The organism is Pseudomonas sp. ASL3 (genome assembly GCF_056680425.1).
This window is the reverse complement of sequence record NZ_CM155281.1, coordinates 4,033,168-4,058,149: the sequence shown is the minus strand read 5'-3', so window position 1 is coordinate 4,058,149 and position 24,982 is coordinate 4,033,168. Positions and strand designations below refer to the sequence as shown.

Sequence of the window (24,982 nt, the reverse complement as noted above, 5' to 3'; positions counted from 1 at the left end):
GGCGCCGTTGAGTCGAATCGTAAGGGCGGCTGTGCCATGGTGTTATTCAGATGCTGAGCCGCATGTCACCGTTGGGTTCGTAATTGACGCTAAGTTGTTCGACGATGGCATCCCGAAGCCGACTGCACAGTTGCGGGTCGGACAGTGGCTGATTATGCGCATCGGTAATGAAGAACACGTCTTCTACCCGCTCGCCGAGGGTGGCAATTTTGGCGTTCTGTAGCGACAGGTCGAACTCCAGGAAGATCTTGCCGATTCGCGCCAGCAGGCCGGGGCGATCCGGTGCGCTCAGCTCCAGAATGGTCACCGGACGTTGTGCGTCGGTGAGGATGGTGACTTGGGGTGCGAAGGCAAAATGCTTGAGCTGGCGCGGTACCCGGCGCTGGATGATGGTCGGGTAGTCATCCGGGTTGCGTAGCGCTTCGGTCAGGCCCTCGCGGATCTGTTTGATCCGTTGAGGGTTATCGCCAATCGAGCCGCCATCGGTGTCGAGCACGATGTAGGTGTCGAGGGTGAACTGGCTGCTGGAAGTGATCACGCGGGCGTCGTGAATGTTCAGGTTGAGCTGATCCATGGCGGCTACGGTCACGGCAAAGAAATCATGCTGGTCGGGGGCGTAGATGAAGATTTGCGTGCCGCCTTCGAACTCGCGCTGAGTGGTTTCCTTGATCAGTACCAGTGGGCCGCCATCCATAGGTTGCTGCAGGATCGCATCGCTGTGCCAGGCCACGTCGCCGGCGGTGTGGCGCAGGAAATAATCATCCCCAAGTTGCGACCAGAGTTGCTCGACGTCATCCGGGTCGGTGCCGCTGCGAACCAGAATGTCCAGGGCCGCATTTTGCGTCCGACGTATCTGCTCTTCGCGATCGACCGGGTTTTCCAGGCCGCGACGAAGGGCGCGTTTGGTCTCGGTATACAGCTGGCGCAACAGGCTGGCGCGCCAGGAGTTCCAGAGGGTCGGATTGGTGGCGTTGATGTCGGCCACGGTCAGCACGTAGAGGTAATCCAGATGGGTTTCATCGCCAACGAATTGGGCGAAATCATGGATGACTTGCGGGTCGGACAGATCCTTGCGTTGGGCGGTGGTCGACATCACCAGGTGATTCTGCACCAGCCAGACGATCAGGCGTGTGTCCCAGATCGGCAGTTGGTGACGTTGAGCAAAGGCTTCGGCATCCATGGCGCCCAGTTCCGAGTGATCGCCACCACGGCCTTTGCCGATGTCGTGATACAGACCGGCCAGATAGATCAGCTCGGGCTTGGGTAGCTTGCCCATGAGCTTGCTTGCCAGCGGAAACTTGTCTGAAGCCTGGGTGTATTGCAGCTTACGCAGGTGCTTGATCAGGTTCAGGGTGTGCGCATCGACCGTATAGATGTGGAACAGGTCGTGTTGCATTTGCCCGATGATATGGCCGAATTCGGGTAGATACAGGCCGAGAATGCCGTAACGGTTCATCCGTCGCAGGTTGCGATGGATGCCGATCTCGCACTTGAACAGCTCGATAAACAGGCTGGTGTTGCGAATATCGTTACGGAAGTCGTCGTTGATCAGGTGTCGGTGTTCGCGCAGCAGGCGAATGGTGTCGGCGCGCACGCCTTTGATTTCCGGGTGCTGGGCCATCAGCACGAAAATCTCCAGCATCGCGAATGGCGTGCGTTTGAAAACGTTGGGGCGGGTGGCTTCGATGTAGCCATCGTGCAACTGGAAGCGCGAGTTGATCGGCTGGGTATTGCCGCTTTCATCTGCCGAGAGAATGACTTCCTCGAAGTGCTGAATGATCAGGTCGCTGAGTTCGGCGATGCTCATCACCACGCGATAATACTTCTGCATGAAGCGTTCGATGGCCAGTTTGGCATCGCTGTCTTCGTAGCCGAGCAAGCCGGCGATGCTGCTTTGATGATCGAACAGCAGGCGATCTTCCGAGCGGCCGGCGAGCATGTGCAGGGCATAGCGCACTTTCCACAGGAACTCCTGGGAAGAGGCCAGCAGATTGTTTTCGCTTTCCAGCAGAAAACCTTCGCCCGCCAGGGCATGCAGATTCAAGGTGCCGTACTGGCGGCGAGCGACCCAGAGAATGGTCTGGATATCGCGCAGGCCACCGGGGGAGCCTTTGACGTTGGGCTCCAGGTTGTATTCGGTGTCGTTGTACTTGTGATGACGTGCCTTCTGTTCAGCGCGTTTGGCCAGGAAAAACTCCTTGCTCGGCCACATCTTGTCGGTGCTGGTGACCTCAAGCATGCGCTGACGCAGGCGTTCAGGGCCGGCAATGGTGCGGCTTTCCATCAGGTTGGTGATGATGGTCAGATCGGCCAGAGCTTCCTGGGCACACTCGTCCACTGAGCGAACGCTCTGGCCGACTTCAAGGCCGATGTCCCACAGCAGTGTCAGAAAGCGCTCGATGGGCTCGCGAAAAACTTCATGGTCGGCGCTGTCCAGCAGGATCAGCAGGTCGATGTCCGAATACGGATGCAGCTCGCCACGACCGTAGCCACCGACCGCCAGCAGGGCGATATCGGCTTCTTCGCTCCAGTCGAACTGTTCCCAGGCCTGTTGCAGGATATTGTCGATGAACCAGGCACGGTCTTCGATCAGACGTCGGATTTCACGACCCGAGCGGAAACGCCCGTCGAGCACTTCGCGGGCCTGACGGATGGCTTTCTTGAAGGCGGCGATGGGGCTCGCTTTCAACGCCAGTTCGGCCTGGAACTGGCCGCGGTCGAATAATTCTGGATCCACCTGCGGCATTGAACAGCTTTCCTTCTATCTATCGGGCCAAATGTTTACCGACGTGCTTTTGCCGACGAACTTACGCCGATGTGCGCGCGATGGTGTCATCGCTGCGCAGGGTAAAGATTTCATACCCGTCGGCGGTGACCAGAATGGTGTGTTCCCACTGCGCGGACAGCTTGCGATCCTTGGTGATCGCGGTCCAGCCATCGCCCAGCAGGCGGGTTTCAGCGCGGCCCTGGTTGATCATCGGCTCAATGGTGAAGGTCATGCCTTCCTTGAGCTCCATGCCAGTGCCGGCACGGCCATAGTGCAGCACTTGCGGCTCTTCGTGGAAGACCTTGCCAATGCCGTGACCGCAGTATTCACGCACCACGGAAAAGCCGTTCTTTTCTGCGTGTTTCTGGATCACTTCGCCGATATCGCCAAGGCGGGTACCTGGACGGACCAGTTCGATGCCTTTATACATGCACTCTTGTGTGATTTTCGACAGGCGCTCAGCCCACTCTGGCACTTTGCCGACATGGAACATCTTGCTGGTGTCGCCGTGGTAGCCATCCTTGATCACCGTGACGTCGATGTTCAGCACGTCGCCATCCTTGAGTGGCTTCTCGTTTGGAATGCCGTGGCACACCACATGGTTGATCGAGGTGCAGATCGACTTGGGGAAGCCTTTGTAGTTCAGCGGGGCAGGGATTGCCTTTTGCTCGTTGACGATGAAGTCATGGCAGATCCGGTCCAGCTCGTCGGTGGTCACGCCAGGCTTGACGTAGGCACCGATCATTTCCAGCACGTCGGCAGCCAGACGGCCGGCGATACGCATCTTCTCGATGTCCTCGGGGGTTTTGATGGTGACAGTCATAAGGTTCTCTCGGCGCGGCGCGGCGCGGCTAAACACGGAAAAACGCGATTCTAACAGACCGTCAGGCCCCTGGTGATCATCGCGTCTTCATATATGGGCTGCAGGGCCCGGAACAGTCGTCGCAAAGCACGTTTGCACCGGTTCGTATTTCTGGTTTCGTTATCTGGTCGTTTGTGGTATAAAATGCGCCGCTTTCCGGGGTATGCCCCAGAAGCTTGAACCCACACACGTGTCGACACGATGACCTGGGTGCCCTCAGCTTGAAGCTGTTGGTTGGTCATTGGGATGCGTGGAGGCCTAACCCGACTTATCAAGGAACTATCATGTCCCAAGTCAACATGCGCGATATGCTGAAGGCCGGTGTCCACTTCGGTCACCAAACCCGTTACTGGAACCCGAAAATGGGTAAATACATTTTCGGCGCGCGTAACAAGATTCACATCATCAACCTTGAAAAAACCCTGCCTATGTTCAACGAAGCTCTGACTTTCGTTGAGAAACTGGCTTCGGGCAAAAACAAGATTCTGTTCGTCGGCACCAAGCGTTCCGCTGGCAAGATCGTCGCCGAAGAAGCTGCACGTTGCGGCTCGCCTTACGTCGATCACCGCTGGTTGGGCGGCATGCTGACCAACTTCAAAACCATCCGTGCATCGATCAAGCGTCTGCGTGAGCTTGAAATCCAGGCAGAAGACGGCACTTTCACCAAGCTGACCAAGAAAGAGGCGCTGATGCGTACTCGCGATCTGGAAAAGCTGGATCGTAGCCTGGGTGGTATCAAGGACATGGGCGGTCTGCCAGACGCACTGTTCGTTATCGACGTTGATCACGAGCGCATCGCGATCACCGAAGCCAACAAGCTGGGCATCCCGGTTATCGGCGTAGTCGATACCAACAGCAGTCCGGAAGGCGTTGACTACATCATCCCAGGCAACGATGACGCCATTCGCGCCATTCAGCTGTACATGGGTTCGATGGCTGACGCTGTTATCCGTGGTCGCAACAACGTTGCTGGCGGCACCGACGTATTCGTCGAAGAGGCTCCAGCAGCGGTAGTAGAAGGCTGAGTAGCTGACGCCTAGCGTTTACTCAGTACGCAAAAAGGGGGCTTAGCCCCCTTTTTGCCACCTCGAAAACCATGTTGGCGCCGCCTTGTAGTCATGTGCCGCAGCCAGCAGCGGTTTTCAAGAATTTGAACGCCCGTTCGGTCGGGTGGAATGGTTTAAGACCTATCCAAGAGGAATTTGAAATGGCAGAGATTACTGCAGCGTTGGTCAAAGAACTGCGTGAGCGCACTGGCGAAGGCATGATGGATTGCAAGAAGGCCTTGACCAAGGCTGACGGCGACATCGAAAAAGCAATCGACGATATGCGCGCCTCCGGTGCCATCAAAGCCGCCAAGAAAGCAGGCAACATTGCTGCTGAAGGCGCGATCAGCATCAAAGACGACGGCAAGGCTGCCGTGATCATCGAAGTGAACTCGCAGACCGACTTCCTGGCTCTGCAGGATGACTTCAAGAACTTCGTCGCCAGCAGCCTGGAAAAAGCATTCGCTGACAAACTGACAGATGTTGCTCCGCTGATCGCTGCGCAAGAACCGGCTCGTGAGACTCTGGTCGGTAAAGTGGGCGAAAACGTCAACATTCGTCGTCTGGCCCGTATCGAAGCTGACGTCGTAGGTTCTTACCTGCACGGCAACAAAATCGGCGTTGTTGTCGCTCTGAAGGGCGGTAATGTCGAGCTGGCTAAAGATATCGCCATGCATGTGGCTGCAAGCAACCCTGAATTCCTGCTGCCTGGCCAGGTTTCCGCTGAAGCCATTGAGCGCGAGAAAGGCGTGTTCATGAGCCTCAACGAAGACAAGATCAAAGGCAAGCCAGCTGAAATCGTTGAAAAAATGGTTGCTGGTCGCATCAGCAAGTTCCTCGCCGAAGCCAGTCTGGTTAACCAGCCATTCGTGAAGAACCCAGAAATTACAGTCGGCGACCTGGCCAAGAAAGGCGGCGCTGAAATCGTTTCCTTCACTCGCTTCCAGGTAGGCGAAGGCATCGAGAAGCCAGTCGACAACTTCGCAGAAGAAGTGGCTGCGCAGTTGGCTGCAAGCAAGCAATAAGACAGTTTTTACACTGTCGCCACGAAGAGGCTGCCCGCTCACGCGCGCAGCCTCTTCGTCAAATCGGTAGCAAAATTTGTTTTCCTTGGGGAAGTGGCTTACAAGGCTGCATTCTCCTGACGCTGTAGCAGCGTCAGCTAGAGTAACGGCAGGCTGAAAACAGCTCGCAGAGAATTTTTTAAAAACGCCGCAGGAGAGATTCGCAATGGCTCAGCAGGGCAGTGGTTATCAGGCTCGCTATAAACGCATTCTACTCAAGCTTAGCGGCGAGGCCCTGATGGGCTCGGAAGAGTTCGGCATCGACCCGAAGGTTCTGGATCGCATGGCCCTTGAAGTCGGCCAGCTGGTCGGTATCGGGGTTCAGGTCGGACTGGTCATTGGCGGTGGCAATCTGTTTCGTGGGGCAGCCTTGAGCGCTGCCGGCATGGATCGGGTAACAGGCGATCATATGGGTATGCTGGCCACTGTAATGAATGCCTTGGCCATGCGTGACGCGCTGGAACGTGCCAATATTTCGGCCATCGTGATGTCGGCGATCTCCATGGTGGGCGTGACCGATCACTACGATCGTCGCAAAGCCATGCGTCACCTCAATGCCAAGGAAGTGGTGATCTTTGCCGCGGGTACTGGCAATCCATTCTTTACCACGGATTCGGCCGCCTGCCTGCGAGCGATTGAAATCGACGCAGACGTGGTGCTCAAAGCAACCAAGGTCGATGGCGTTTACACTGCAGATCCATTCAAAGACCCGCATGCCGAGAAGTTCGATCATCTGACTTACGATGAAGTACTGGATCGCAAGCTGGGCGTGATGGATCTGACGGCCATCTGCTTGTGTCGCGATCACAAGATGCCATTGCGCGTATTTAACATGAACAAGCCCGGCGCCCTGCTGAATATCGTACACGGCGGCGCTGAAGGAACCCTGATCGAGGAAGGCGTACAATGATCAACGAAATCAAGAAAGACGCTCAGGTGCGTATGCAGAAAACTCTGGAGTCTCTGGCTCACGCATTCAGCCGAATCCGTACTGGCCAGGCCCATCCCAGCATTCTGGGTGGTGTGATGGTGCCTTATTATGGCAGCGACACCCCTCTGAATCAGGTCGCGAACGTGACCGTCAAGGACTCCCGTACCCTGCAAGTCGTGGCTTTCGAGCGGAACATGCTCGGGGCAGTCGACAAGGCGATTCAGAGTTCCGGCCTGGGGTTCAACCCAACGAACCTGGGTGAGCTTCTTCTTATATCGATGCCTGCTTTGACTGAAGAGACCCGCAAGGGCTTCACCAAACAGGCTCGTGACGCAGCGGAAGATGCTCGTGTGGCGGTGCGTAACATCCGTCGCGATGCGCTGAGTCAGTTCAAGGATCTGGTCAAAGAGAAAGAAGTCAGCGAAGACGAAGAACGTCGCGCCGCAGATGACATCCAGAAGCTGACGGATAAGTTCGTGGCGGATATCGAAGCGGCCGTGAAGCAAAAAGAAGCGGACCTGATGGCCGTATAAAGGGTCAGGGCGTTTTATGGATAAGACCAAGCAGGCTGTACCGTCGTCGGTGCCGCGACACGTCGCGATCATCATGGACGGTAATAATCGTTGGGCGAAGAAACGCCTTTTGCCCGGTATCGCCGGGCATAAAGCGGGCGTGGATGCTGTTCGTGCTGTTATTGAGGTGTGCGCCGAGGCGAAGGTCGAAGTATTGACCCTGTTCGCTTTTTCCAGTGAGAACTGGCAGCGCCCGGCCGAAGAGGTCGGGGCCTTGATGGAGTTGTTCTTCACCGCTCTGCGCCGTGAAACCCGACGCCTGAACGATAACTCCATCAGCTTGCGGATCATTGGTGACCGTTCGCGGTTCCATCCAGAGCTGCAGGCTGCCATGCGCGAAGCTGAAGTGCAGACTGCCGGCAACGATCGTTTCATCCTGCAGATTGCCGCCAACTATGGCGGGCAGTGGGATATCGCTCAGGCTGCACAGCGCCTGGCGCGGGAAGTTCAGGCAGGGCATCTGCGCCCTGAGGACATCACGCCAGAGCTGTTGCAGACGTGTCTGGCAACAGGCGATCTGCCCTTGCCGGACTTGTGCATTCGAACCGGTGGCGAGCATCGCATCAGTAACTTTCTGCTCTGGCAGTTAGCTTACGCTGAGCTGTACTTCTCCGACCTGTTCTGGCCGGACTTCAAACACGATGCCATGCGCACTGCGCTGGCCGATTTTGCTTCCCGCCAACGTCGCTTCGGTAAAACGAGTGCGCAGGTAGAAGCTGGAGCCCGGGTTTAATGCTGAAACAACGAATCATCACTGCACTGATCCTGCTGCCTATCGCCCTGTGCGGGTTCTTTCTATTGAATGGTGCAAGCTTCGCCCTGTTCATTGGCGTGGTGGTGACCCTGGGTGCCTGGGAGTGGGCGCGTCTGGCAGGTTTTTCTGCTCAGTTGGTGCGGGTTGCGTACGCTGCAGTGATTGCCGTGTTGTTGTTGCTGATGTACCTGCTACCTGGTCTGGCGCCCTGGGTTCTGGGTGCGGCGGTGCTGTGGTGGCTGCTGGCGACGTTTCTGGTGCTGACGTATCCGGACAGTAGTGATCATTGGTCGAACGCAACCAGCAAGCTGGTGATAGGTCTGGTGATTCTGCTACCAGCGTGGCAGGGGCTGATCCTGATCAAGCAATGGGAGCTGGGTAACTGGTTGATCCTTGCAGTCATGGCTCTGGTCTGGGTCGCCGATATCGGTGCTTATTTCTCAGGCAAGGCTTTTGGCAAGCGCAAGCTCGCGGCCAAGGTCAGTCCGGGCAAAAGCTGGGAAGGTATGTTTGGCGGTTTGGTCGCCAGCTTGCTGCTCACGGCCATCGTTGGCCTTTTTCGCAGTTGGTCGGGTTGGCAATTTATCCTCGGTTTGTTGGGCGCCGCAGTGGTGGTGCTGATTTCGGTTGTCGGTGATTTGACTGAAAGCATGTTCAAGCGTCAGTCCGGCATCAAAGACAGCAGCAATTTGCTACCCGGTCATGGCGGCGTGCTGGATCGTATCGACAGCCTGACCGCTGCCATTCCTGTGTTCGCAGTGCTGCTGTGGGCTGCCAATTGGGGTGCGCTGTGAATAAGCCTCAACAAATAACAGTCCTGGGCGCTACCGGCTCAGTCGGTCTGAGCACCCTCGATGTCATCGCTCGTCATCCCGAGCTGTATCAGGTCTTCGCGCTCACCGGTTTCAGTCGCCTGAAAGAGCTGCTGGCTCTATGTGTGCGTCACACGCCGCGTTTTGCCGTGGTGCCCGGGGTCGATCTGGCGCGCAGTCTGCAGGACGATCTGGCGGCCGCCGGCCTCGATACGCGGGTGCTGGTGGGTGAGGGCGGCTTGTGCGAAGTGGCGGCTCATCCGCAGGTCGATACCGTATTGGCGGCGATTGTCGGTGCGGCGGGGCTGCGTCCGACCCTGGCGGCGGTAGAGGCGGGCAAGAAGGTGTTGCTGGCCAATAAAGAAGCCCTGGTCATGTCCGGTGCGCTGTTCATGGAAGCGGTGCATCGCAGCGGCGCCGTGTTGTTGCCGATCGACAGCGAACACAACGCAATCTTCCAGTGCTTGCCCACTGACTACTCCCGTGGCTTGGGCGCGGTCGGCGTGCGCCGTATTATGTTGACTGCTTCCGGTGGTCCGTTTCGCGAGACACCGTTGGCTGAGTTGATGGGCGTTTCCCCTGAACAGGCGTGCGCTCATCCTAATTGGTCAATGGGGCGCAAGATTTCTGTAGACTCGGCCAGCATGATGAACAAGGGACTCGAGCTGATCGAGGCCTGCTGGTTGTTCGATGCCCGGCCCGATCAGGTTGAAGTGGTTATTCACCCGCAAAGCGTGATCCATTCCATGGTCGACTATGTGGATGGTTCGGTGTTGGCTCAGCTGGGTAATCCAGACATGCGGACACCGATCGCCCACGCACTGGCCTGGCCAAAGCGGATTGACTCGGGTGTCGCACCGCTGGATCTGTTCAGCATTGCACGCCTGGATTTCCAGGCCCCGGACGAAGAGCGGTTTCCTTGCTTGCGTCTGGCGCGTCAGGCAGCGGAGGCGGGCAATAGCGCGCCGGCCCTGCTCAATGCGGCCAATGAGGTGGCAGTGGCGGCGTTTCTCGATAGGCGCATCCGCTATCCAGAGATCGCGAGTATCATTGATGAGGTCTTGAATCTTGAGCCCGTCGTTGCGGTGCAAGAGCTCGATGCAGTATTCGAGATCGATTCAAAAGCGCGTGCTTTGGCTGAGCGATGGCTCGGTCGTAGCGGGCGGTAATGGCAACAAGCTGAAAGGTACAGGCGATTGTGCAGGTGTGAATATGCTGGATGATGTACGAAGCCGGCAATGGATCTCACGCTGTACAAAGGCAGGTACCCGGAGAAAGTTGATGAACGCGCTCTATATGATTGTTGGCACCCTGGTGGCATTGGGTGTGCTGGTGACCTTTCACGAATTTGGCCACTTCTGGGTGGCGCGGCGTTGTGGCGTCAAGGTTTTGCGTTTCTCGGTAGGGTTCGGCATGCCGCTGCTGCGCTGGCACGATCGGCGGGGTACTGAATATATGATCGCGGCCATTCCGTTGGGTGGCTACGTGAAAATGCTCGACGAACGTGAAGGCGAAGTGCCGCCTGATCAGCTCGATCAGTCCTTCAACCGTAAAACTGTGTATCAACGTATTGCCATCGTCATCGCCGGGCCGGTTGCCAACTTCTTGCTGGCCATTGTGTTTTTCTGGTTCCTGGCGATGCTTGGCAGTCAGCAGGTGCGTCCGGTCATTGGTGTGGTCGAGTCGGGTAGTCTTGCGGATAAAGCCGGCTTGAATGTTGGACAAGAGATTGTCGCCATCGATGGCGAACCGACTTCAGGCTGGGCGGCGGTGAATCTGCAGCTGATACGGCGTCTGGGCGAGAGCGGTACGGTTGTCTTGAAAGTACGCGAGCAAGGTTCTACGGTCGATTCTCCCCGAGAGTTGACGTTGGATAAATGGCTCAAGGGTGCTGATGAGCCGGACCCGATCCGCTCGCTGGGTATTCGCCCATGGCGTCCAGCCTTGCCGCCGGTGCTGGCCGAACTTGACCCGAAAGGCCCGGCGCAAGCTGCTGGGCTGAAGAAGGGTGACCGGCTGTTGGCACTCGATGGGCAATCACTGAGCGATTGGCAGCAGCTCGTCGATTCGGTTCGTCTGCGTCCGAATGCAAAAATTTCGCTGCGTATCGACCGTGAGGGCGCGCAGCTCGATGTGCCGTTGACGTTGGCGGTACGAGGTGAAGGGAAGGCAGCGACCGGTTACTTGGGCGCTGGCGTCAAAGGTGTCGATTGGCCACCTGAGATGTTGCGTGAGGTGAGTTTCGGGCCTCTGGCCGCAGTGGGCGAGGGCGCCAGGCGCACTTGGACCATGAGTGTGCTGACCCTTGATTCGCTAAAGAAAATGTTGTTCGGCGAGCTCTCGGTAAAAAACTTGAGCGGACCGATAACCATTGCTAAAGTGGCGGGCGCTTCGGCCCAGTCGGGGGTAGGTGATTTCCTGAATTTCCTCGCCTATCTGAGCATAAGCCTGGGGGTTCTCAATTTGCTGCCTATTCCAGTATTGGATGGGGGGCATCTGTTGTTCTACCTGATCGAGTGGGCGCGGGGTCGTCCGCTCTCGGATCGGGTGCAGGGTTGGGGGGTTCAGATCGGTATTAGCTTAGTGATCGGAGTGATGTTGCTGGCTCTGGTCAACGATCTGAGTCGACTGTAAAGCTTCGCTGAATTGCGAATCTGCCGCATTTTGCGGCAGTTTGTTTATTGCCAGTTGGAATAAGAAAGGACTTCATGAAACGTCTGCTGCTAACTGCGGTTCTCGCCGTACTGATGATCGCCGAAGTTCACGCCGAGTCCTTCACTATCTCCGATATCCGTGTCAATGGCCTCCAGCGGGTTTCCGCGGGTAGCGTCTTTGGTGCCTTGCCGTTGAATGTCGGCGAGTCTGCGGATGATCGTCGTCTGGTGGATGCCACTCGCGCGCTGTTCAAAACCGGGTTCTTTCAAGATATCCAACTAGGCCGTGATGGCAATGTCCTGGTCATCACTGTGGTCGAACGGCCTTCCGTTTCGAGTATCGAAATCGATGGCAACAAGGCGATTTCCACCGAAGACCTTATGAAGGGGCTCAAGCAGTCAGGTCTGGCTGAAGGTGAGATATTTCAGCGTGCGACCCTTGAAGGCGTGCGCAACGAGCTGCAACGTCAATACGTTGCGCAGGGTCGCTACTCGGCTGAAGTCTCCACTGAAGTCGTGCCTCAACCACGTAACCGCGTGGGCCTGAAGATCAACATCAATGAAGGCACCGTGGCAGCCATCCAGCACATCAACGTGGTGGGTAACAGCGTCTTCCCCGATGAAGATCTGATCGATCTGTTCGAGCTCAAGACCACCAACTGGCTTTCCTTCTTCAAGAACGACGACAAGTACGCCCGGGAAAAGCTTTCCGGCGACCTGGAACGTCTGCGTTCCTATTACCTCGATCGCGGCTATATCAATATGGATATCGCTTCGACCCAGGTGTCGATCACGCCTGACAAGAAAAACGTGTACATCACGGTCAACGTCAACGAAGGCGAGAAATACAGCGTCAAGTCGGTCAAGCTGAGCGGCGACTTGAAAGTACCTGAAGATCAGATCAAGGCCCTGTTGCTGGTCAAGCCCGGTCAAGTGTTCTCGCGCAAGATCATGACCACGACCTCTGAATTGATCACCCGTCGTCTGGGTAACGAAGGCTATACCTTCGCCAACGTCAACGGCGTGCCAACGCCGAACAATGAAGATCACACCGTCGATATCACCTTTGCGGTGGATCCGGGCAAGCGTGCGTACGTCGACCGTATCAACTTCCGCGGCAACACCAAGTCCGCGGACGAGGTATTGCGTCGTGAAATGCGCCAGATGGAAGGTGGTTGGGCTTCGACCTACCTGATCGACCAATCGAAAACCCGTCTTGAGCGTCTTGGCTTCTTTAAACAAGTGAACGTTGAAACGCCTGCGGTGCCAGGTACCGACGATCAGGTTGACGTCAATTACGCCGTTGAAGAACAAGCGTCCGGTTCGATTACCGCGAGCGTCGGTTTCGCTCAGAGCGCGGGTTTGATCCTTGGTGGCTCGATCAGTCAGAACAACTTCCTTGGTACCGGTAACAAGGTCAGCATTGGTCTGACGAAAAGCCAATACCAAAGCCGATACAACTTCGGTTACGTCAACCCCTACTTCACCCCTGATGGTGTGAGCCTGGGCTACAACGTGTTCTATCGCACCACTGACTACTCCGAGCTCTCTACCAGTATCGCCAGCTATGCGGTAGACAGCCTCGGTGCCGGTGTTAGCCTGGGCTACCCGATCAGTGAGACCTCGCGCCTGACCTACGGTCTTACCGTGCAACAGGACAAGATCAAGACTGGCGTTTACACGGTTGACGAAATTTTCAACTTCCTGAACAAGGAAGGCACCAGTTTCACCAACTTCAAGGCTTCGGTCGGCTGGTCTGACTCGACGCTGAACAAAGGTGTACTGGCTACTCGTGGTCATTCGCAAAGCCTGGTGTTCGAAACCACCACGCCGGGCAGCGACCTGTCGTTCTTCAAGCTTGATTACCGCGCTCAGTATTTCCACCCGCTGACCGACAATTACACCCTGCGTCTGCACACGGAACTGGGTTATGGCGATGGTTACGGTTCGACTTCAGGTCTGCCGTTCTACGAAAACTACTATGCCGGTGGTTTCAATTCGGTTCGTGGTTTCAAGGACAGCAGCCTGGGTCCGGGCAGTACCCCAAGTAAAGGTACTAACCCGGGCACGTCGCTGGATCCGGATCAGAACTCGCTACCCTTCGGTGGTAACGTGCTGATTCAGGGTGGTGTAGAAGTCATGTTCCCGTTGCCATTCATCAAGGATCAGCGTTCCCTGCGGACCTCTGTGTTCTGGGACGTAGGTAACGTGTTCGACAGTAACTGTGGGCCCGCCACCGTCACGACAACGGGCCAGAAGGTCACATGTAATAGTGTGGAACTCTCCCAATTGGCAAGTTCCGTCGGCGTGGGCGTAACGTGGGTTACTGCACTGGGTCCGTTGAGCTTCGCCGTGGCGATGCCAGTCAAAAAACCGGATAACGCGGACACCCAGATATTCCAATTTTCCCTCGGTCAGACCTTCTAATCGTCTGATCAATGATAACGACAACGGATTCTGTAGGAGTGCATCGTGCGTAAGTTGACTCAACTGGTTCTCTTGGCTACGGCCCTGATGGCAACCCCAGCATTTGCTGAAATGAAAATTGCTGTGCTGAACTATCAAATGGCGTTGCTCGAATCAGACGCTGCAAAGAAATACGCCGTGGATGCCGAGAAAAAATTTGGCCCACAACTGACCAAACTGAAAACCCTTGAAAGCAGTGCCAAGGGTATTCAGGATCGTCTGGTGAGCGGTGGCGACAAAATGGCGCAGCCTGAGCGCGAGCGCCTGGAACTTGAATTCAAGCAAAAGGCTCGCGACTTCCAGTTCCAATCCAAGGAGCTGAACGAAGCCAAAGCAGTTGCTGACCGTGAAATGCTTAAGCAACTCAAGCCAAAACTTGATCAGGCTGTAGAAGAAGTGATCAAGAAAGGCGCATATGACCTGGTGTTCGAGCGTGGTGCTGTGATTGATGTCAAGCCTCAGTACGACGTCACTCGCCAAGTCATCGAGCGCATGAATCAGCTGAAGTAATCATGGCCGTGACTATCAAGCTCGGCCAGCTGGCCGAGTTCCTCGGCGCCACGTTACGTGGCGCTGCGGATAAAGACATTACCGGGTTGGCCACTTTGCAAGAGGCAGGCCCTGGTCAGGTGAGTTTCCTGGCCAATCCCCAGTACCGTAAATTCCTCGCGGATAGTCATGCTGCTGCCGTGCTCCTCAAGCCGGCCGATGCAGAGAGCTTTGAAGGTGATGCGCTGTTGGTTGCTGATCCTTATCTTGCCTACGCGAAGATCTCCCATTTGTTCGATCCCAAACCCAAGGCATTGCCTGGGGTGCATCCGTCTGCCGTGATTGCAGCGGATGCTCAGGTCGATGCCGCTGCCAGCGTGGGGGCTTTTGCCGTTATCGAAAGCGGCGCGCGTATCGCGGCAGGTGTCACGGTGGGGGCTCATTGTTTTATCGGCGCTCGCTGTGAAATCGGCGAAGGTGGCTGGTTGGCCCCGCGAGTCACGCTTTACCACGATGTACGCATCGGTAAGCGGGTCGTGATTCAATCGGGAGCTGTGCTCGGTGGTGAAGGTTTTGGTTTCGCCAATGAAAAGGGTGTCTGGCAGAAAATTGCGCAGATTGGCGGTGTTCTGATCGGTGACGATGTGGAGATTGGCGTCAACACCGCCATCGACCGCGGCGCGTTGGCCGACACGTTGATCGGCAACGGCGTCAAACTGGATAACCAGATTCAGATCGCGCATAACGTGCAGGTCGGTGATCACACCGCCATGGCGGCGTGTGTCGGTATCTCGGGCAGCACCAAAATTGGCAAGCATTGCACCATCGCTGGCGGTGTCGGCATGGTTGGGCATATCGAAGTGTGTGATGGTGTATTCGTCACCGGTATGACCATGGTGACCCGTTCGATTACCGAGCCGGGGGCCTATTCTTCGGGTACTGCGATGCAGCCGGCTGCGGAATGGCGCAAGAGCGCGGCGCGCATTCGTCAGCTGGATGACATGTCGCGGCGCCTGCAACATTTGGAAAAGGTTGTCGAGGCAGTGACCTCGGGCGGTAATGCTTCATCTGATGGCTGATACCATTTTTATATCAAGCGTGCACAGCCGATAAACTGCCTCCTTGATTTGCAAGAGGAGTGCCGCGCGTTAGTCGCGCACTCCCAATCTTTACTACAGGCTTCCCCCCGAAAATGATGGACATCAACGAGATTCGCGAATACCTGCCTCACCGCTACCCGTTCCTGTTGGTGGACCGTGTAGTGGAGCTGAATGTCGAGAGCAAAAGCATTCGTGCCTACAAGAATGTCAGCATCAACGAGCCCTTCTTCAACGGTCACTTTCCCCAGCATCCAATCATGCCGGGCGTGCTGATCATTGAGGCGATGGCTCAGGCAGCTGGCATCCTCGGCTTTAAAATGCTCGACGTGAAGCCATCCGATGGCACGCTTTACTACTTCGTGGGCTCCGACAAGCTGCGCTTTCGTCAGCCAGTGCTGCCGGGCGATCAGTTGATCCTTGAAGCCAAATTCATCAGTTGCAAACGACAGATCTGGAAATTCGAATGCCAGGCTTCAGTCGACGGCAAACCGGTTTGCTCCGCAGAAATCATCTGCGCGGAACGTAAACTATGAGTTTGATTGACCCTCGCGCAATCATCGATCCGACGGCCATTCTGGCCGACGATGTTGAGGTCGGCCCATGGTCGATCGTCGGACCTGGTGTGGAAATCGGCGAGGGTACAGTCGTTGGGCCGCATGTGATTCTCAGAGGCCCGACGAAGATCGGTAAGCACAACCGCATCTACCAGTTTTCTTCGGTAGGTGAGGACACGCCCGATCTCAAATACAAAGGCGAAGAGACCCGCCTGGTCATCGGTGATCACAACATCATTCGTGAAGGTGTGACTATCCATCGCGGGACCATTCAGGATCGCGCGGAAACTACCTTGGGTGATCACAACCTGATCATGGCCTATGCGCACATCGGTCACGACAGCGTCATTGGCAACCACTGCATTCTGGTCAATAACACTGCGTTGGCCGGGCATGTGCACGTCAATGACTGGGCGATCCTGTCCGGTTTCACCCTGGTGCATCAGTTTTGCCATATCGGCGCTCACAGCTTTTCAGGCATGGGCACCGCGATTGGCAAGGATGTGCCGGCGTTCGTGACCGTGTTCGGCAACCCGGCTGAAGCGCGCAGCATGAACTTCGAAGGTATGCGCCGTCGTGGGTTCAGTGAAGAGGCTATTCACGCGCTGCGTCGGGCGTACAAGGTGGTCTATCGCCAAGGCTTGACCGTCGATCAAGCCATCGTTGAGCTGGCCGAGCCAGCTGCGCTGTTTCCTGAAGTCGCTGTGTTTCTTGAGTCCATTCAGACTTCGACCCGCGGCATCACTCGCTAATGAACTCTCGTTAATGAGCACTCGTTTATGAGTAGGGCACTGCGAATCGCACTGGTAGCAGGCGAAGCGTCGGGCGATATTCTCGGCGCGGGTTTGATGCGTGCGATCAAGGCTCGTCATCCCTCTGTCGAATTTATCGGTGTCGGTGGTCCGCTGATGGAAGCCGAAGGCATGACCTCCTACTTCCCGATGGAGCGTCTGTCGGTCATGGGGTTGGTCGAGGTCCTTGGCCGCCTCAGAGAGTTGCTGGCCAGGCGCAAAGAACTGATTCAGACGCTGATTGGCGAAAAGCCTGACGTGTTCATCGGTATCGACGCGCCGGACTTCACTCTCAACATCGAGCTCAAGCTGCGGCGGGCCGGCATCAAGACGGTGCATTACGTCAGCCCGTCGGTCTGGGCCTGGCGGCAGAAGCGCGTGCTGAAGATCCGCGAAGGCTGCGACCTGATGCTGACGCTGTTGCCCTTCGAAGCCCGGTTTTATGAAGAGCAGGGCGTGCCGGTGCGGTTTGTCGGCCATCCGCTCGCCGACACCATTCCCCTTGAGTCCGACCGCGCGGCGGCGCGCGACGAGCTGGGCCTGCTGGAAGGGCCAGTCGTCGCGCTGATGCCTGGTAGTCGGGGCGGTGAAGTCGGCCGCCTCGGGGCGCTGTTCTTCGATGCGGCGCAACGCCTGAGGGTGTCGCGTCCGGATATTCAGTTCGTATTGCCGTGCGCGAGCCCCCAGCGACGCGCGCAGATCGAGCTGCTGCTGCAAGGCCGCGATTTGCCGGTGACGCTGCTGGACGGTCAATCGCACCTGGCGCTCGCCGCGTGCGATGCGGTGCTGATCGCTTCCGGTACGGCGACCCTCGAAGCGCTGCTGTACAAACGACCAATGGTCGTTGCCTACCGTATGGCACCGATTACCTTTTGGATACTCAAGCGTCTGGTGAAAAGCCCTTACGTCTCTTTGCCGAATCTACTCGCTCAGCGTTTGCTGGTGCCGGAATTGTTGCAGGAAGCTGCGACCGCCGAGACCCTGGCACAAACGTTGCTGCCGCTGCTCGATGGCGGCGAAGCGCAGACCGCAGGTTTCGATGAGATTCACCGGACCTTACGCCGCGATGCATCCAATCAGGCCGCCGATGCAGTGCTTGGCCTGTTGGGTCATTCGCCTTCACAGTGAGTTCGCATTAAATGCAGATGGGTTTGGACTTCAATCTGGTCGAAGATCTGGTGGCCGGCGTCGACGAAGTAGGCCGCGGCCCGCTCTGCGGTGCGGTGGTGACTGCTGCTGTGATCCTCGATCCACGCCGGCCTATCCTCGGCCTCAATGATTCGAAAAAGCTGACTGAGGCTCGCCGCGAGAAGCTCTACGACGAGATCTGCGAAAAGGCCCTGTGCTGGTTCATCGCGCGGGCTGAAGTAGAAGAAATTGATGAGTTGAATATTCTTCACGCGACCATGCTGGCCATGAAACGTGCTGTTGAGGGCCTGAGTATTACCCCGAAGCTGGCGCTGATCGACGGCAACCGTTGCCCGCAATTGTCTGTGCCCAGCGCACCGGTGATCCAGGGCGATGCCAAGGTTCCGGCCATCGCCGCCGCGTCGATTCTGGCAAAAGTCAGTCGTGACCGCGAAATGGCTGCTTTCGAACTGATTTATCCGGGTTACGGGATTGGCGGCCATAAGGGCTATCCGACCCCCGTTCATCTCGAAGCGCTGGCTCGCCTGGGTCCGACGCCGATCCATCGACGCTCGTTCGCCCCGGTGCGAGCGGCGTACGAAGCCCGCGAGCTGCTCCTGCCAAGTCCGCTCACAATGTTCTCGCCGGGCTGATGTTTTGACCAAGGCCCGGTACAATCCGGGCCTTGGTTTTTTTGTATTTCGCGCTATAGGATCAACATGCCGGCTTCTTTCGTTCATCTACGCCTGCACACTGAATATTCTCTGGTCGATGGTCTGGTCCGGGTCAAACCGTTGGTCAAGACCTTGGCTGGCATGAATATGCCGGCTGTGGCCGTGACCGATCAGAACAACATGTGTTCGTTGGTCAAGTTCTACAAGGCCGCCATGGGCGCGGGTATCAAGCCCATTTGTGGTGCGGACCTATGGCTGTCGAACAAGGACGAAGATGGCGCGCTGAGCCGGATCAGCCTGTTGGTGATGAACGCCCGGGGCTATCGCAACCTGACTGAATTGATTTCTCGTGGCTTCATTGATGGCCAACGCAATGGTCAGGTGATCATCGAGCGTGAATGGGTCGCTGAGGCCAACGAAGGCTTGATCGCGCTGTCCGCAGCCAAAGAGGGCGAAATCGGCATGGCCCTGCTCGGTGGTAATCCGGGCGAGGCCGATCAATTGCTGCGTGAATGGATGGCGGTGTTTCCTGACCGTTTCTACCTGGAAGTGCAACGCACCAACCGTCCCAATGACGAAGAACATCTACACGCCGCCGTCGCCCTGGCTGATCGTCATGGCGCACCACTGGTGGCGACCAACGATGTGCGCTTTATCAAGCAAGAAGACTTCGAGGCCCATGAAACGCGGGTTTGCATCGGTGAAGGCCGGGCGCTGGATGACCCGCGCCGCTCGCATAACTACAGCGACCAGCAGTACCTCAAAAGCGCCGCGGAAATGGCCGAGCTGTTCAGCGACCTGCCCGAGGCGCTGGAAAATACCGTCGAAATTGCCAAGCGCTGCAACATCGATGTAAAGCTCGGCACGCACTTTTTGCCCAACTTTCCGATCCCCGATGGCATGACCATCGACGAATACTTCCGCAAGGTGTCTTTCGATGGTCTGGAGGATCGACTTTCGGTACTGCTGCCCAAGGACACTACCGAGGATTACGACGCCAGGCGTCAGGTGTATGTCGACCGGCTGAATTTCGAGCTGGATATCATCATTCAGATGGGCTTCCCCGGTTACTTCCTGATCGTGATGGACTTCATCCAGTGGGCCAAAAGCAATGGCGTCCCGGTGGGCCCGGGCCGTGGGTCGGGTGCTGGTTCGCTGGTGGCGTACGTACAGAAGATCACCGATCTCGACCCACTGGAATACGACCTGCTGTTCGAACGTTTCCTCAACCCGGAACGGGTTTCCATGCCCGACTTCGACGTCGACTTCTGCATGGATGGTCGCGACCGCGTCATCGATTACGTGGCCGAGAAATATGGCCGTAACGCGGTCAGCCAGATCATCACCTTCGGTTCCATGGCGGCCAAGGCGGTGGTGCGGGACGTGGCCCGGGTGCAGGGCAAGTCGTACGGCCTGGCTGACCGACTGTCGAAAATGATTCCGTTCGAAGTCGGCATGACGCTGGAGAAAGCTTACGAGCAGGAAGAAATCCTGCGCGACTTCCTCAAGGTCGATGAAGAGGCGGCGGAAATCTGGGAGATGGCCCGCAAGCTCGAGGGCATCGTGCGTAACGTCGGCAAGCACGCCGGCGGCGTGGTGATCGCACCGACCAAACTGACCGACTTCTCGCCGATTTATTGCGATGAAGCGGGCGATGGCCTGGTGACCCAGTTCGACAAGGATGATGTCGAGGCGGCAGGGCTGGTGAAGTTCGACTTCCTCGGTCTGCGGACCCTGACCATCATCGATTGGGCGCTCAAGACCATCAACCGCGACCGCGCCAAGGTCGACGAACCACCGCTGGATATCGCCTTTATCCCGCTGGACGACAAGGCGACTTACAGCCTGCTGCAAAAAGCGGAAACCACTGCGGTGTTCCAGCTCGAGTCGCGCGGCATGAAAGAGCTGATCAAAAAGCTCAAGCCCGACTGCCTGGAAGACTTGATCGCTCTGGTGGCGTTGTTCCGTCCCGGTCCGCTGCAATCGGGCATGGTGGACGACTTCATCAACCGTAAGCACGGCCGTGCCGAGCTGTCCTATCCTCACGTCGACTACCAGTACGAGGGCCTCAAGCCGGTACTGGCGCCGACCTACGGCATCATCCTGTATCAAGAGCAGGTGATGCAGATCGCTCAGGTCATGGCCGGCTATACCCTTGGTGGCGCCGACATGCTGCGTCGGGCCATGGGTAAGAAAAAGCCTGAAGAAATGGCCAAGCAGCGTGGCGGTTTCATCGAAGGCTGCACGAACAACAATATCGACCCGGATCTGGCTGGTAACATTTTCGACCTGGTGGAGAAATTCGCCGGTTATGGCTTCAACAAATCTCACTCGGCCGCTTATGGCCTGGTGTCGTACCAGACCGCCTGGCTGAAAACCCACTATCCGGCACCCTTCATGGCCGCGGTACTGTCGGCGGACATGCACAACACCGACAAGGTCGTGACGCTGATCGAGGAAGTGCGCAGCATGAAGCTGCGCCTCGATGCGCCGGACGTGAACACCTCCGAATTCAAATTCACGGTGAGCGAGGACGGCCGCATTCTTTATGGCCTCGGTGCCATCAAAGGCGTCGGTGAAGGGCCGGTAGAAGCGATTACCGAGTCGCGTCAGGCTGGGCCGTTCAAGGATCTGTTCGATTTCTGCGCGCGGGTGGACCTCAAACGCATCAACAAACGTACCCTCGATGGCTTGATCCGCAGCGGTGCGCTGGACCGTCTGGGGCCGTATTTCGAAGACGATCTCAAAGACTATAAGGCCAATATCGACCGTAACCGCGCAGTACTGCTGGCCGCTTTGGAAGAAGCCATTCAGGCAGCCGAGCAGACCGCTCGCAGTCATGACAGCGGTCACGCCGACCTGTTTGGTGGCTTGTTCGTTGAAGAGGATGCGGACGTCTACGCCAACCATCGCAAGGCCAAAGAGCTGAGCCTTAAAGACCGTTTGCGTGGAGAGAAGGAAACCCTGGGCCTGTACCTGACGGGGCATCCTATCGACGAATACGAAGGTGAAATTCGCCGTTTTGCTCGTCAACGCATCATCGATCTGAAGCCGGCGCGGGATACGCAGACGGTTGCCGGTTTGATCATCGCGTTGCGCGTCATGAAGAACAAGAAGGGCGACAAGATGGGTTTCATCACCCTCGACGACCGCTCTGGACGCATCGAAGCCTCGCTGTTTGCCGAAGCCTTCCATTCGGCGCAATCGCTGTTACAGACCGATGCGATGGTGGTGGTCGAAGGCGAGGTCAGTAATGACGACTTCTCCGGTGGCCTGCGTCTGCGCGCCAAGCGGGTGATGAGCCTGGAAGACGCGCGGACCAATCTTGCCGAAAGCCTGCGCTTGAAGGTGCACGCCGACGCGCTCAAGGGTGATCGTCTGCGTTGGTTGGGCGAATTGTGCAAACGCCACCGCGGTGCCTGCCCGATTACCCTGGACTACACCGGGATGGACGCAAAGGCGTTGCTGCAGTTTGGCGAGGCGTGGCGAATCGATCCGGCGGACAGCTTGATTCAAGCGCTGCGTGACCAGTTCGGACGTGAGAACGTCTTCCTGCAATACCGTTGATAGCTCACAGGTCTGTTACTACAGTCTGTACTCAACCATAATTTTTAATCTCGACCTGAATGCGCCTGTTCCCGTAAGGTAAGGCGTTTACAGATCAACCGGCCGGCCGCTTGGCCGTCGACCCAAGACGGATGCCTATGAACCCGAATTTTCTTGATTTCGAACAGCCGATCGCTGACCTGCAAGCCAAGATCGAAGAGCTGCGCTTGGTCGGTAATGACAACTCGCTGAACATCAGCGACGAAATCTCTCGTCTGCAAGAGAAGAGCAACACGCTCACCGAAAGCATTTTCGGCAACCTGACCAGTTGGCAGATTGCGCGCATGGCGCGTCATCCGCGTCGTCCTTATACCCTGGACTACATCGAACACATCTTCACCGAGTTCGACGAACTGCACGGTGACCGGCATTTCTCCGATGACGCCGCCATCGTCGGTGGTGTTGCGCGTCTGGAAGACCAGCCAGTGATGGTGATCGGTCACCAGAAAGGCCGCGAAGTGCGCGAGAAGGTTCGCCGCAACTTCGGCATGCCGCGCCCTGAAGGCTATCGCAAAGCCTGCCGTCTGATGGAAATGGCCGAACGCTTCAAAATGCCGATCCTGACCTTTATCGATACGCCGGGCGCCTACCCGGGTATCGACGCCGAAGAGCGCAACCAGAGCGAAGCGATTGCCTGGAACCTGCGGGTCATGGCTCGTTTGAAAACCCCGATCATCGCTACCGTTATCGGTGAAGGTGGTTCTGGCGGTGCATTGGCCATTGGTGTCTGCGATCAATTGAACATGCTGCAGTATTCGACCTACGCGGTTATTTCGCCGGAAGGCTGCGCATCGATCCTGTGGAAAACCGCCGAAAAAGCACCTGATGCGGCTGAAGCCATGGGCATCACGGCTGACCGGCTCAAAGGCTTGGGTATCGTTGATAAAGTCATTGGCGAACCGCTGGGCGGCGCTCATCGTGATCCGGTTACCGCAGCGGCTTCGATCCGCAAGGAACTGAGCAGTCAGCTGGCGATGCTCAAGAAGTTCGATAATGACGCGCTGCTGGCCCGTCGTTACGAGCGTCTGATGAGCTACGGCCTCTGATTCAGCACTGAAAACGCGGGCAAGTTCGCACCTATATCCGAACCCGTTTCTGCCCGAAGGGCGTAGGAGCTGACTTGTCTGCGATTGAGTGCGTAGCGCTCACAAAAAAGTTGGATTCGATTCCGCTGGAAGGTCCTGCGGCCCTTGTTCGCAGACAAGTCAGCTCCTACAGAGAGTCAGTGTCTGGCTGCCGTCCATGACTACGCTCAAGCGTGATAATGATTTAAATCTCAGATTGGTTTCTGCGCTGAAGCCCTGGCGCAACGCCCCGGCTTGGTACGTCGCATTCTCCGGTGGCCTCGATTCCACCGTCCTCCTGCACCTCCTGGCCGATCTCGCCAAGCGCGAGGCGCTGCCACCTCTCTCTGCGATTCACGTCCATCACGGCTTGCAGGCTGCGGCTGACGCGTGGCCGAGCCATTGTCAGTCTGTTTGCGACGCCCTGAACGTCCCACTGCGCGTCATCCATGTGCAGGTGAAGCCTGGCGCCAGTCTTGAGCGCGCTGCCCGTGAAGCGCGTTATACGGCGTTCAGTCAGGTATTGGCGCCGGGTGAAGTGCTATTGACCGCCCAGCATCGCGACGACCAGGCCGAAACCTTACTGTTTCGTCTGCTGCGTGGGGCAGGTGTTCGCGGCCTGGCGGCAATGCCTGATCAGCGTGCGCTAGGAAGAGGGCGGTTGCTGCGGCCCTTGCTTGATGTGTCGCGAGCCACGCTGGAAGCTTATGCCGGTGAACAACAATTGAGCTGGGTAGAAGATCCCAGCAACGCGGACAGCCAGTTTTCTCGAAATTACCTGCGCCAGCACATTCTGCCGGCACTGACGGTGCGCTGGCCGCAAGCCACCGCGAACATGGCGCGAACCGCCGCACATCTGGCCGAGGCGCAAGGGCTGCTCGACGAATTGGCCGAGCAGGATCTGGCGCAGGCATGTTCGATCACGCCGTTCGCCTGGCTCGGATTGCCTTCACTGGCGTTGCCGCCCCTCAAAGGCCTTTCTCCGGCACGTCAGCGCAACGCTTTGCGCCATTGGCTCGCACCGTTGACGCGCCTGCCGGACAGTGGGCATTGGGCGGGTTGGGACAGCCTGCGTGATGCGAGCAGCGAGGCTCAGCCGATCTGGCGGCTGGCCGACGGTGAGCTGCACCGCGCGGAGGGGCGTATCTGGTGGCTGTCGGGCGCCTGGTTACAAGCGGTGGACGCCTCGATAACCTGGCCAGACGCTCGGCAAACGTTGAATCTGCCAAACAATGGCCAGCTTGATTTTACGGCGGATGTTCCGACCGGTGAGCTGCAGGTGCGTTATCGCCACGGGGGGGAAGTCATGAATCTTCCTGGGCGTGGGCATCGTGATCTCAAGCGTTTGCTTAATGAGAGCGGTCTGCCGGTTTTTGCCCGTGGCCGATTGCCGCTGCTGTATCGCGGGGACCAGTTATTGGCGGTTGCCAACCTGCCGGGACTGGACGGAAAAGCCCATGGCGACTGGCGATTGCGCTGGCGAGCACCGACGAATGACCAAAGTTTGAGCTGAAAGGCCGTTTCCGGTAGACTACGCTCCCTTCTTGATACAGCTTCTGTGGATTCTTCTGAATCGACGGAAGTTGCCGATTACCAGGCCGTTTTTGCTGGGCGATTCTCAAAAATGTAGCGAGCAACAGGCAGGCTT

The 24,982-nt window shown here is 57.2% G+C and carries 20 protein-coding genes; 18 read left to right on the top strand and 2 right to left on the bottom strand.

What is annotated here, in order from left to right; genetic code table 11:
- Window positions 1–46: 46 nt before the first annotated feature.
- The gene (locus AC1MEE_RS18845; RefSeq protein ID WP_480411100.1) at window positions 47–2,746 is read right to left on the bottom strand and encodes a [protein-PII] uridylyltransferase; all 2,700 of its coding nucleotides are present in this window, start codon (window positions 2,744–2,746) and stop codon (window positions 47–49) included.
- Between the two features lie 61 nt (window positions 2,747–2,807).
- Entirely contained in the window at window positions 2,808–3,590 is a 783-nt protein-coding gene (map, locus tag AC1MEE_RS18840; protein ID WP_480411099.1) for a type I methionyl aminopeptidase, read from the bottom strand.
- 323 nt (window positions 3,591–3,913) lie between these two features.
- Here map and rpsB point away from each other — a divergent pair, with 323 nt between their 5' ends.
- From rpsB to tilS, 18 genes are all read left to right on the top strand, one after another.
- Window positions 3,914–4,654 carry a 30S ribosomal protein S2 gene (rpsB, locus tag AC1MEE_RS18835; protein ID WP_480411098.1) on the top strand — a complete coding sequence of 247 codons (741 nt, stop codon included), beginning with the start codon at window positions 3,914–3,916 and terminating at the stop codon, window positions 4,652–4,654.
- Window positions 4,655–4,836: 182 nt separating this feature from the next.
- Entirely contained in the window at window positions 4,837–5,700 is an 864-nt protein-coding gene (gene tsf / locus AC1MEE_RS18830; protein WP_480411097.1) for a translation elongation factor Ts, read from the top strand.
- Window positions 5,701–5,905: 205 nt separating this feature from the next.
- Window positions 5,906–6,649, top strand: a complete 744-nt coding sequence (gene pyrH / locus AC1MEE_RS18825; protein ID WP_480411096.1) for a UMP kinase — start codon at window positions 5,906–5,908, stop codon at window positions 6,647–6,649.
- Window positions 6,646–7,203: a ribosome recycling factor gene (gene frr / locus AC1MEE_RS18820; protein WP_480411095.1), complete on the top strand. Its 558-nt coding sequence runs from the start codon at window positions 6,646–6,648 to the stop codon at window positions 7,201–7,203. Before pyrH ends, frr begins: the two co-directional genes overlap by 4 nt.
- A gap of 16 nt (window positions 7,204–7,219) precedes the next feature.
- Window positions 7,220–7,975, top strand: a complete 756-nt coding sequence (gene uppS, locus AC1MEE_RS18815; protein ID WP_480411094.1) for a polyprenyl diphosphate synthase — start codon at window positions 7,220–7,222, stop codon at window positions 7,973–7,975.
- Complete coding sequence (locus AC1MEE_RS18810) at window positions 7,975–8,790, top strand: phosphatidate cytidylyltransferase (protein ID WP_480411093.1); 816 nt, start codon at window positions 7,975–7,977, stop codon at window positions 8,788–8,790. Before uppS ends, AC1MEE_RS18810 begins: the two co-directional genes overlap by 1 nt.
- On the top strand, window positions 8,787–9,977 hold the full coding sequence (ispC, locus tag AC1MEE_RS18805; protein ID WP_480411092.1) for a 1-deoxy-D-xylulose-5-phosphate reductoisomerase: 1,191 nt from the start codon (window positions 8,787–8,789) through the stop codon (window positions 9,975–9,977). The genes AC1MEE_RS18810 and ispC overlap by 4 nt, the downstream gene beginning before the upstream one ends.
- Before the next feature lie 112 nt (window positions 9,978–10,089).
- On the top strand, window positions 10,090–11,442 hold the full coding sequence (gene rseP, locus AC1MEE_RS18800) for a sigma E protease regulator RseP (protein WP_480411091.1): 1,353 nt from the start codon (window positions 10,090–10,092) through the stop codon (window positions 11,440–11,442).
- Window positions 11,443–11,516: 74 nt separating this feature from the next.
- Entirely contained in the window at window positions 11,517–13,889 is a 2,373-nt protein-coding gene (gene bamA, locus AC1MEE_RS18795; protein WP_480411090.1) for an outer membrane protein assembly factor BamA, read from the top strand.
- 45 nt (window positions 13,890–13,934) lie between these two features.
- Entirely contained in the window at window positions 13,935–14,438 is a 504-nt protein-coding gene (locus AC1MEE_RS18790) for an OmpH/Skp family outer membrane protein (RefSeq protein ID WP_480411089.1), read from the top strand.
- A gap of 2 nt (window positions 14,439–14,440) precedes the next feature.
- Window positions 14,441–15,496, top strand: coding sequence for a UDP-3-O-(3-hydroxymyristoyl)glucosamine N-acyltransferase (gene lpxD / locus AC1MEE_RS18785; protein WP_480411088.1), 1,056 nt, complete (start codon window positions 14,441–14,443; stop codon window positions 15,494–15,496).
- A gap of 113 nt (window positions 15,497–15,609) precedes the next feature.
- A complete protein-coding gene (gene fabZ, locus AC1MEE_RS18780; protein WP_480411087.1) occupies window positions 15,610–16,050 on the top strand; it encodes a 3-hydroxyacyl-ACP dehydratase FabZ in 441 nt (146 codons plus the stop codon).
- Window positions 16,047–16,823: an acyl-ACP--UDP-N-acetylglucosamine O-acyltransferase gene (gene lpxA, locus AC1MEE_RS18775; protein ID WP_480411086.1), complete on the top strand. Its 777-nt coding sequence runs from the start codon at window positions 16,047–16,049 to the stop codon at window positions 16,821–16,823. Before fabZ ends, lpxA begins: the two co-directional genes overlap by 4 nt.
- Window positions 16,824–16,850: 27 nt before the next feature.
- A complete protein-coding gene (lpxB, locus tag AC1MEE_RS18770; RefSeq protein ID WP_480411085.1) occupies window positions 16,851–17,990 on the top strand; it encodes a lipid-A-disaccharide synthase in 1,140 nt (379 codons plus the stop codon).
- 11 nt (window positions 17,991–18,001) lie between these two features.
- The gene (gene rnhB / locus AC1MEE_RS18765; RefSeq protein ID WP_480411084.1) at window positions 18,002–18,643 is read left to right on the top strand and encodes a ribonuclease HII; all 642 of its coding nucleotides are present in this window, start codon (window positions 18,002–18,004) and stop codon (window positions 18,641–18,643) included.
- Between the two features lie 66 nt (window positions 18,644–18,709).
- Window positions 18,710–22,231 (top strand): DNA polymerase III subunit alpha, encoded by a 3,522-nt coding sequence (gene dnaE / locus AC1MEE_RS18760; protein WP_480411083.1) that lies wholly within the window; start codon window positions 18,710–18,712, stop codon window positions 22,229–22,231.
- Between the two features lie 137 nt (window positions 22,232–22,368).
- The gene (locus AC1MEE_RS18755; protein ID WP_480411082.1) at window positions 22,369–23,316 is read left to right on the top strand and encodes an acetyl-CoA carboxylase carboxyltransferase subunit alpha; all 948 of its coding nucleotides are present in this window, start codon (window positions 22,369–22,371) and stop codon (window positions 23,314–23,316) included.
- Window positions 23,317–23,512: 196 nt separating this feature from the next.
- A complete protein-coding gene (gene tilS, locus AC1MEE_RS18750; protein ID WP_480411081.1) occupies window positions 23,513–24,847 on the top strand; it encodes a tRNA lysidine(34) synthetase TilS in 1,335 nt (444 codons plus the stop codon).
- Window positions 24,848–24,982: the final 135 nt, after the last annotated feature.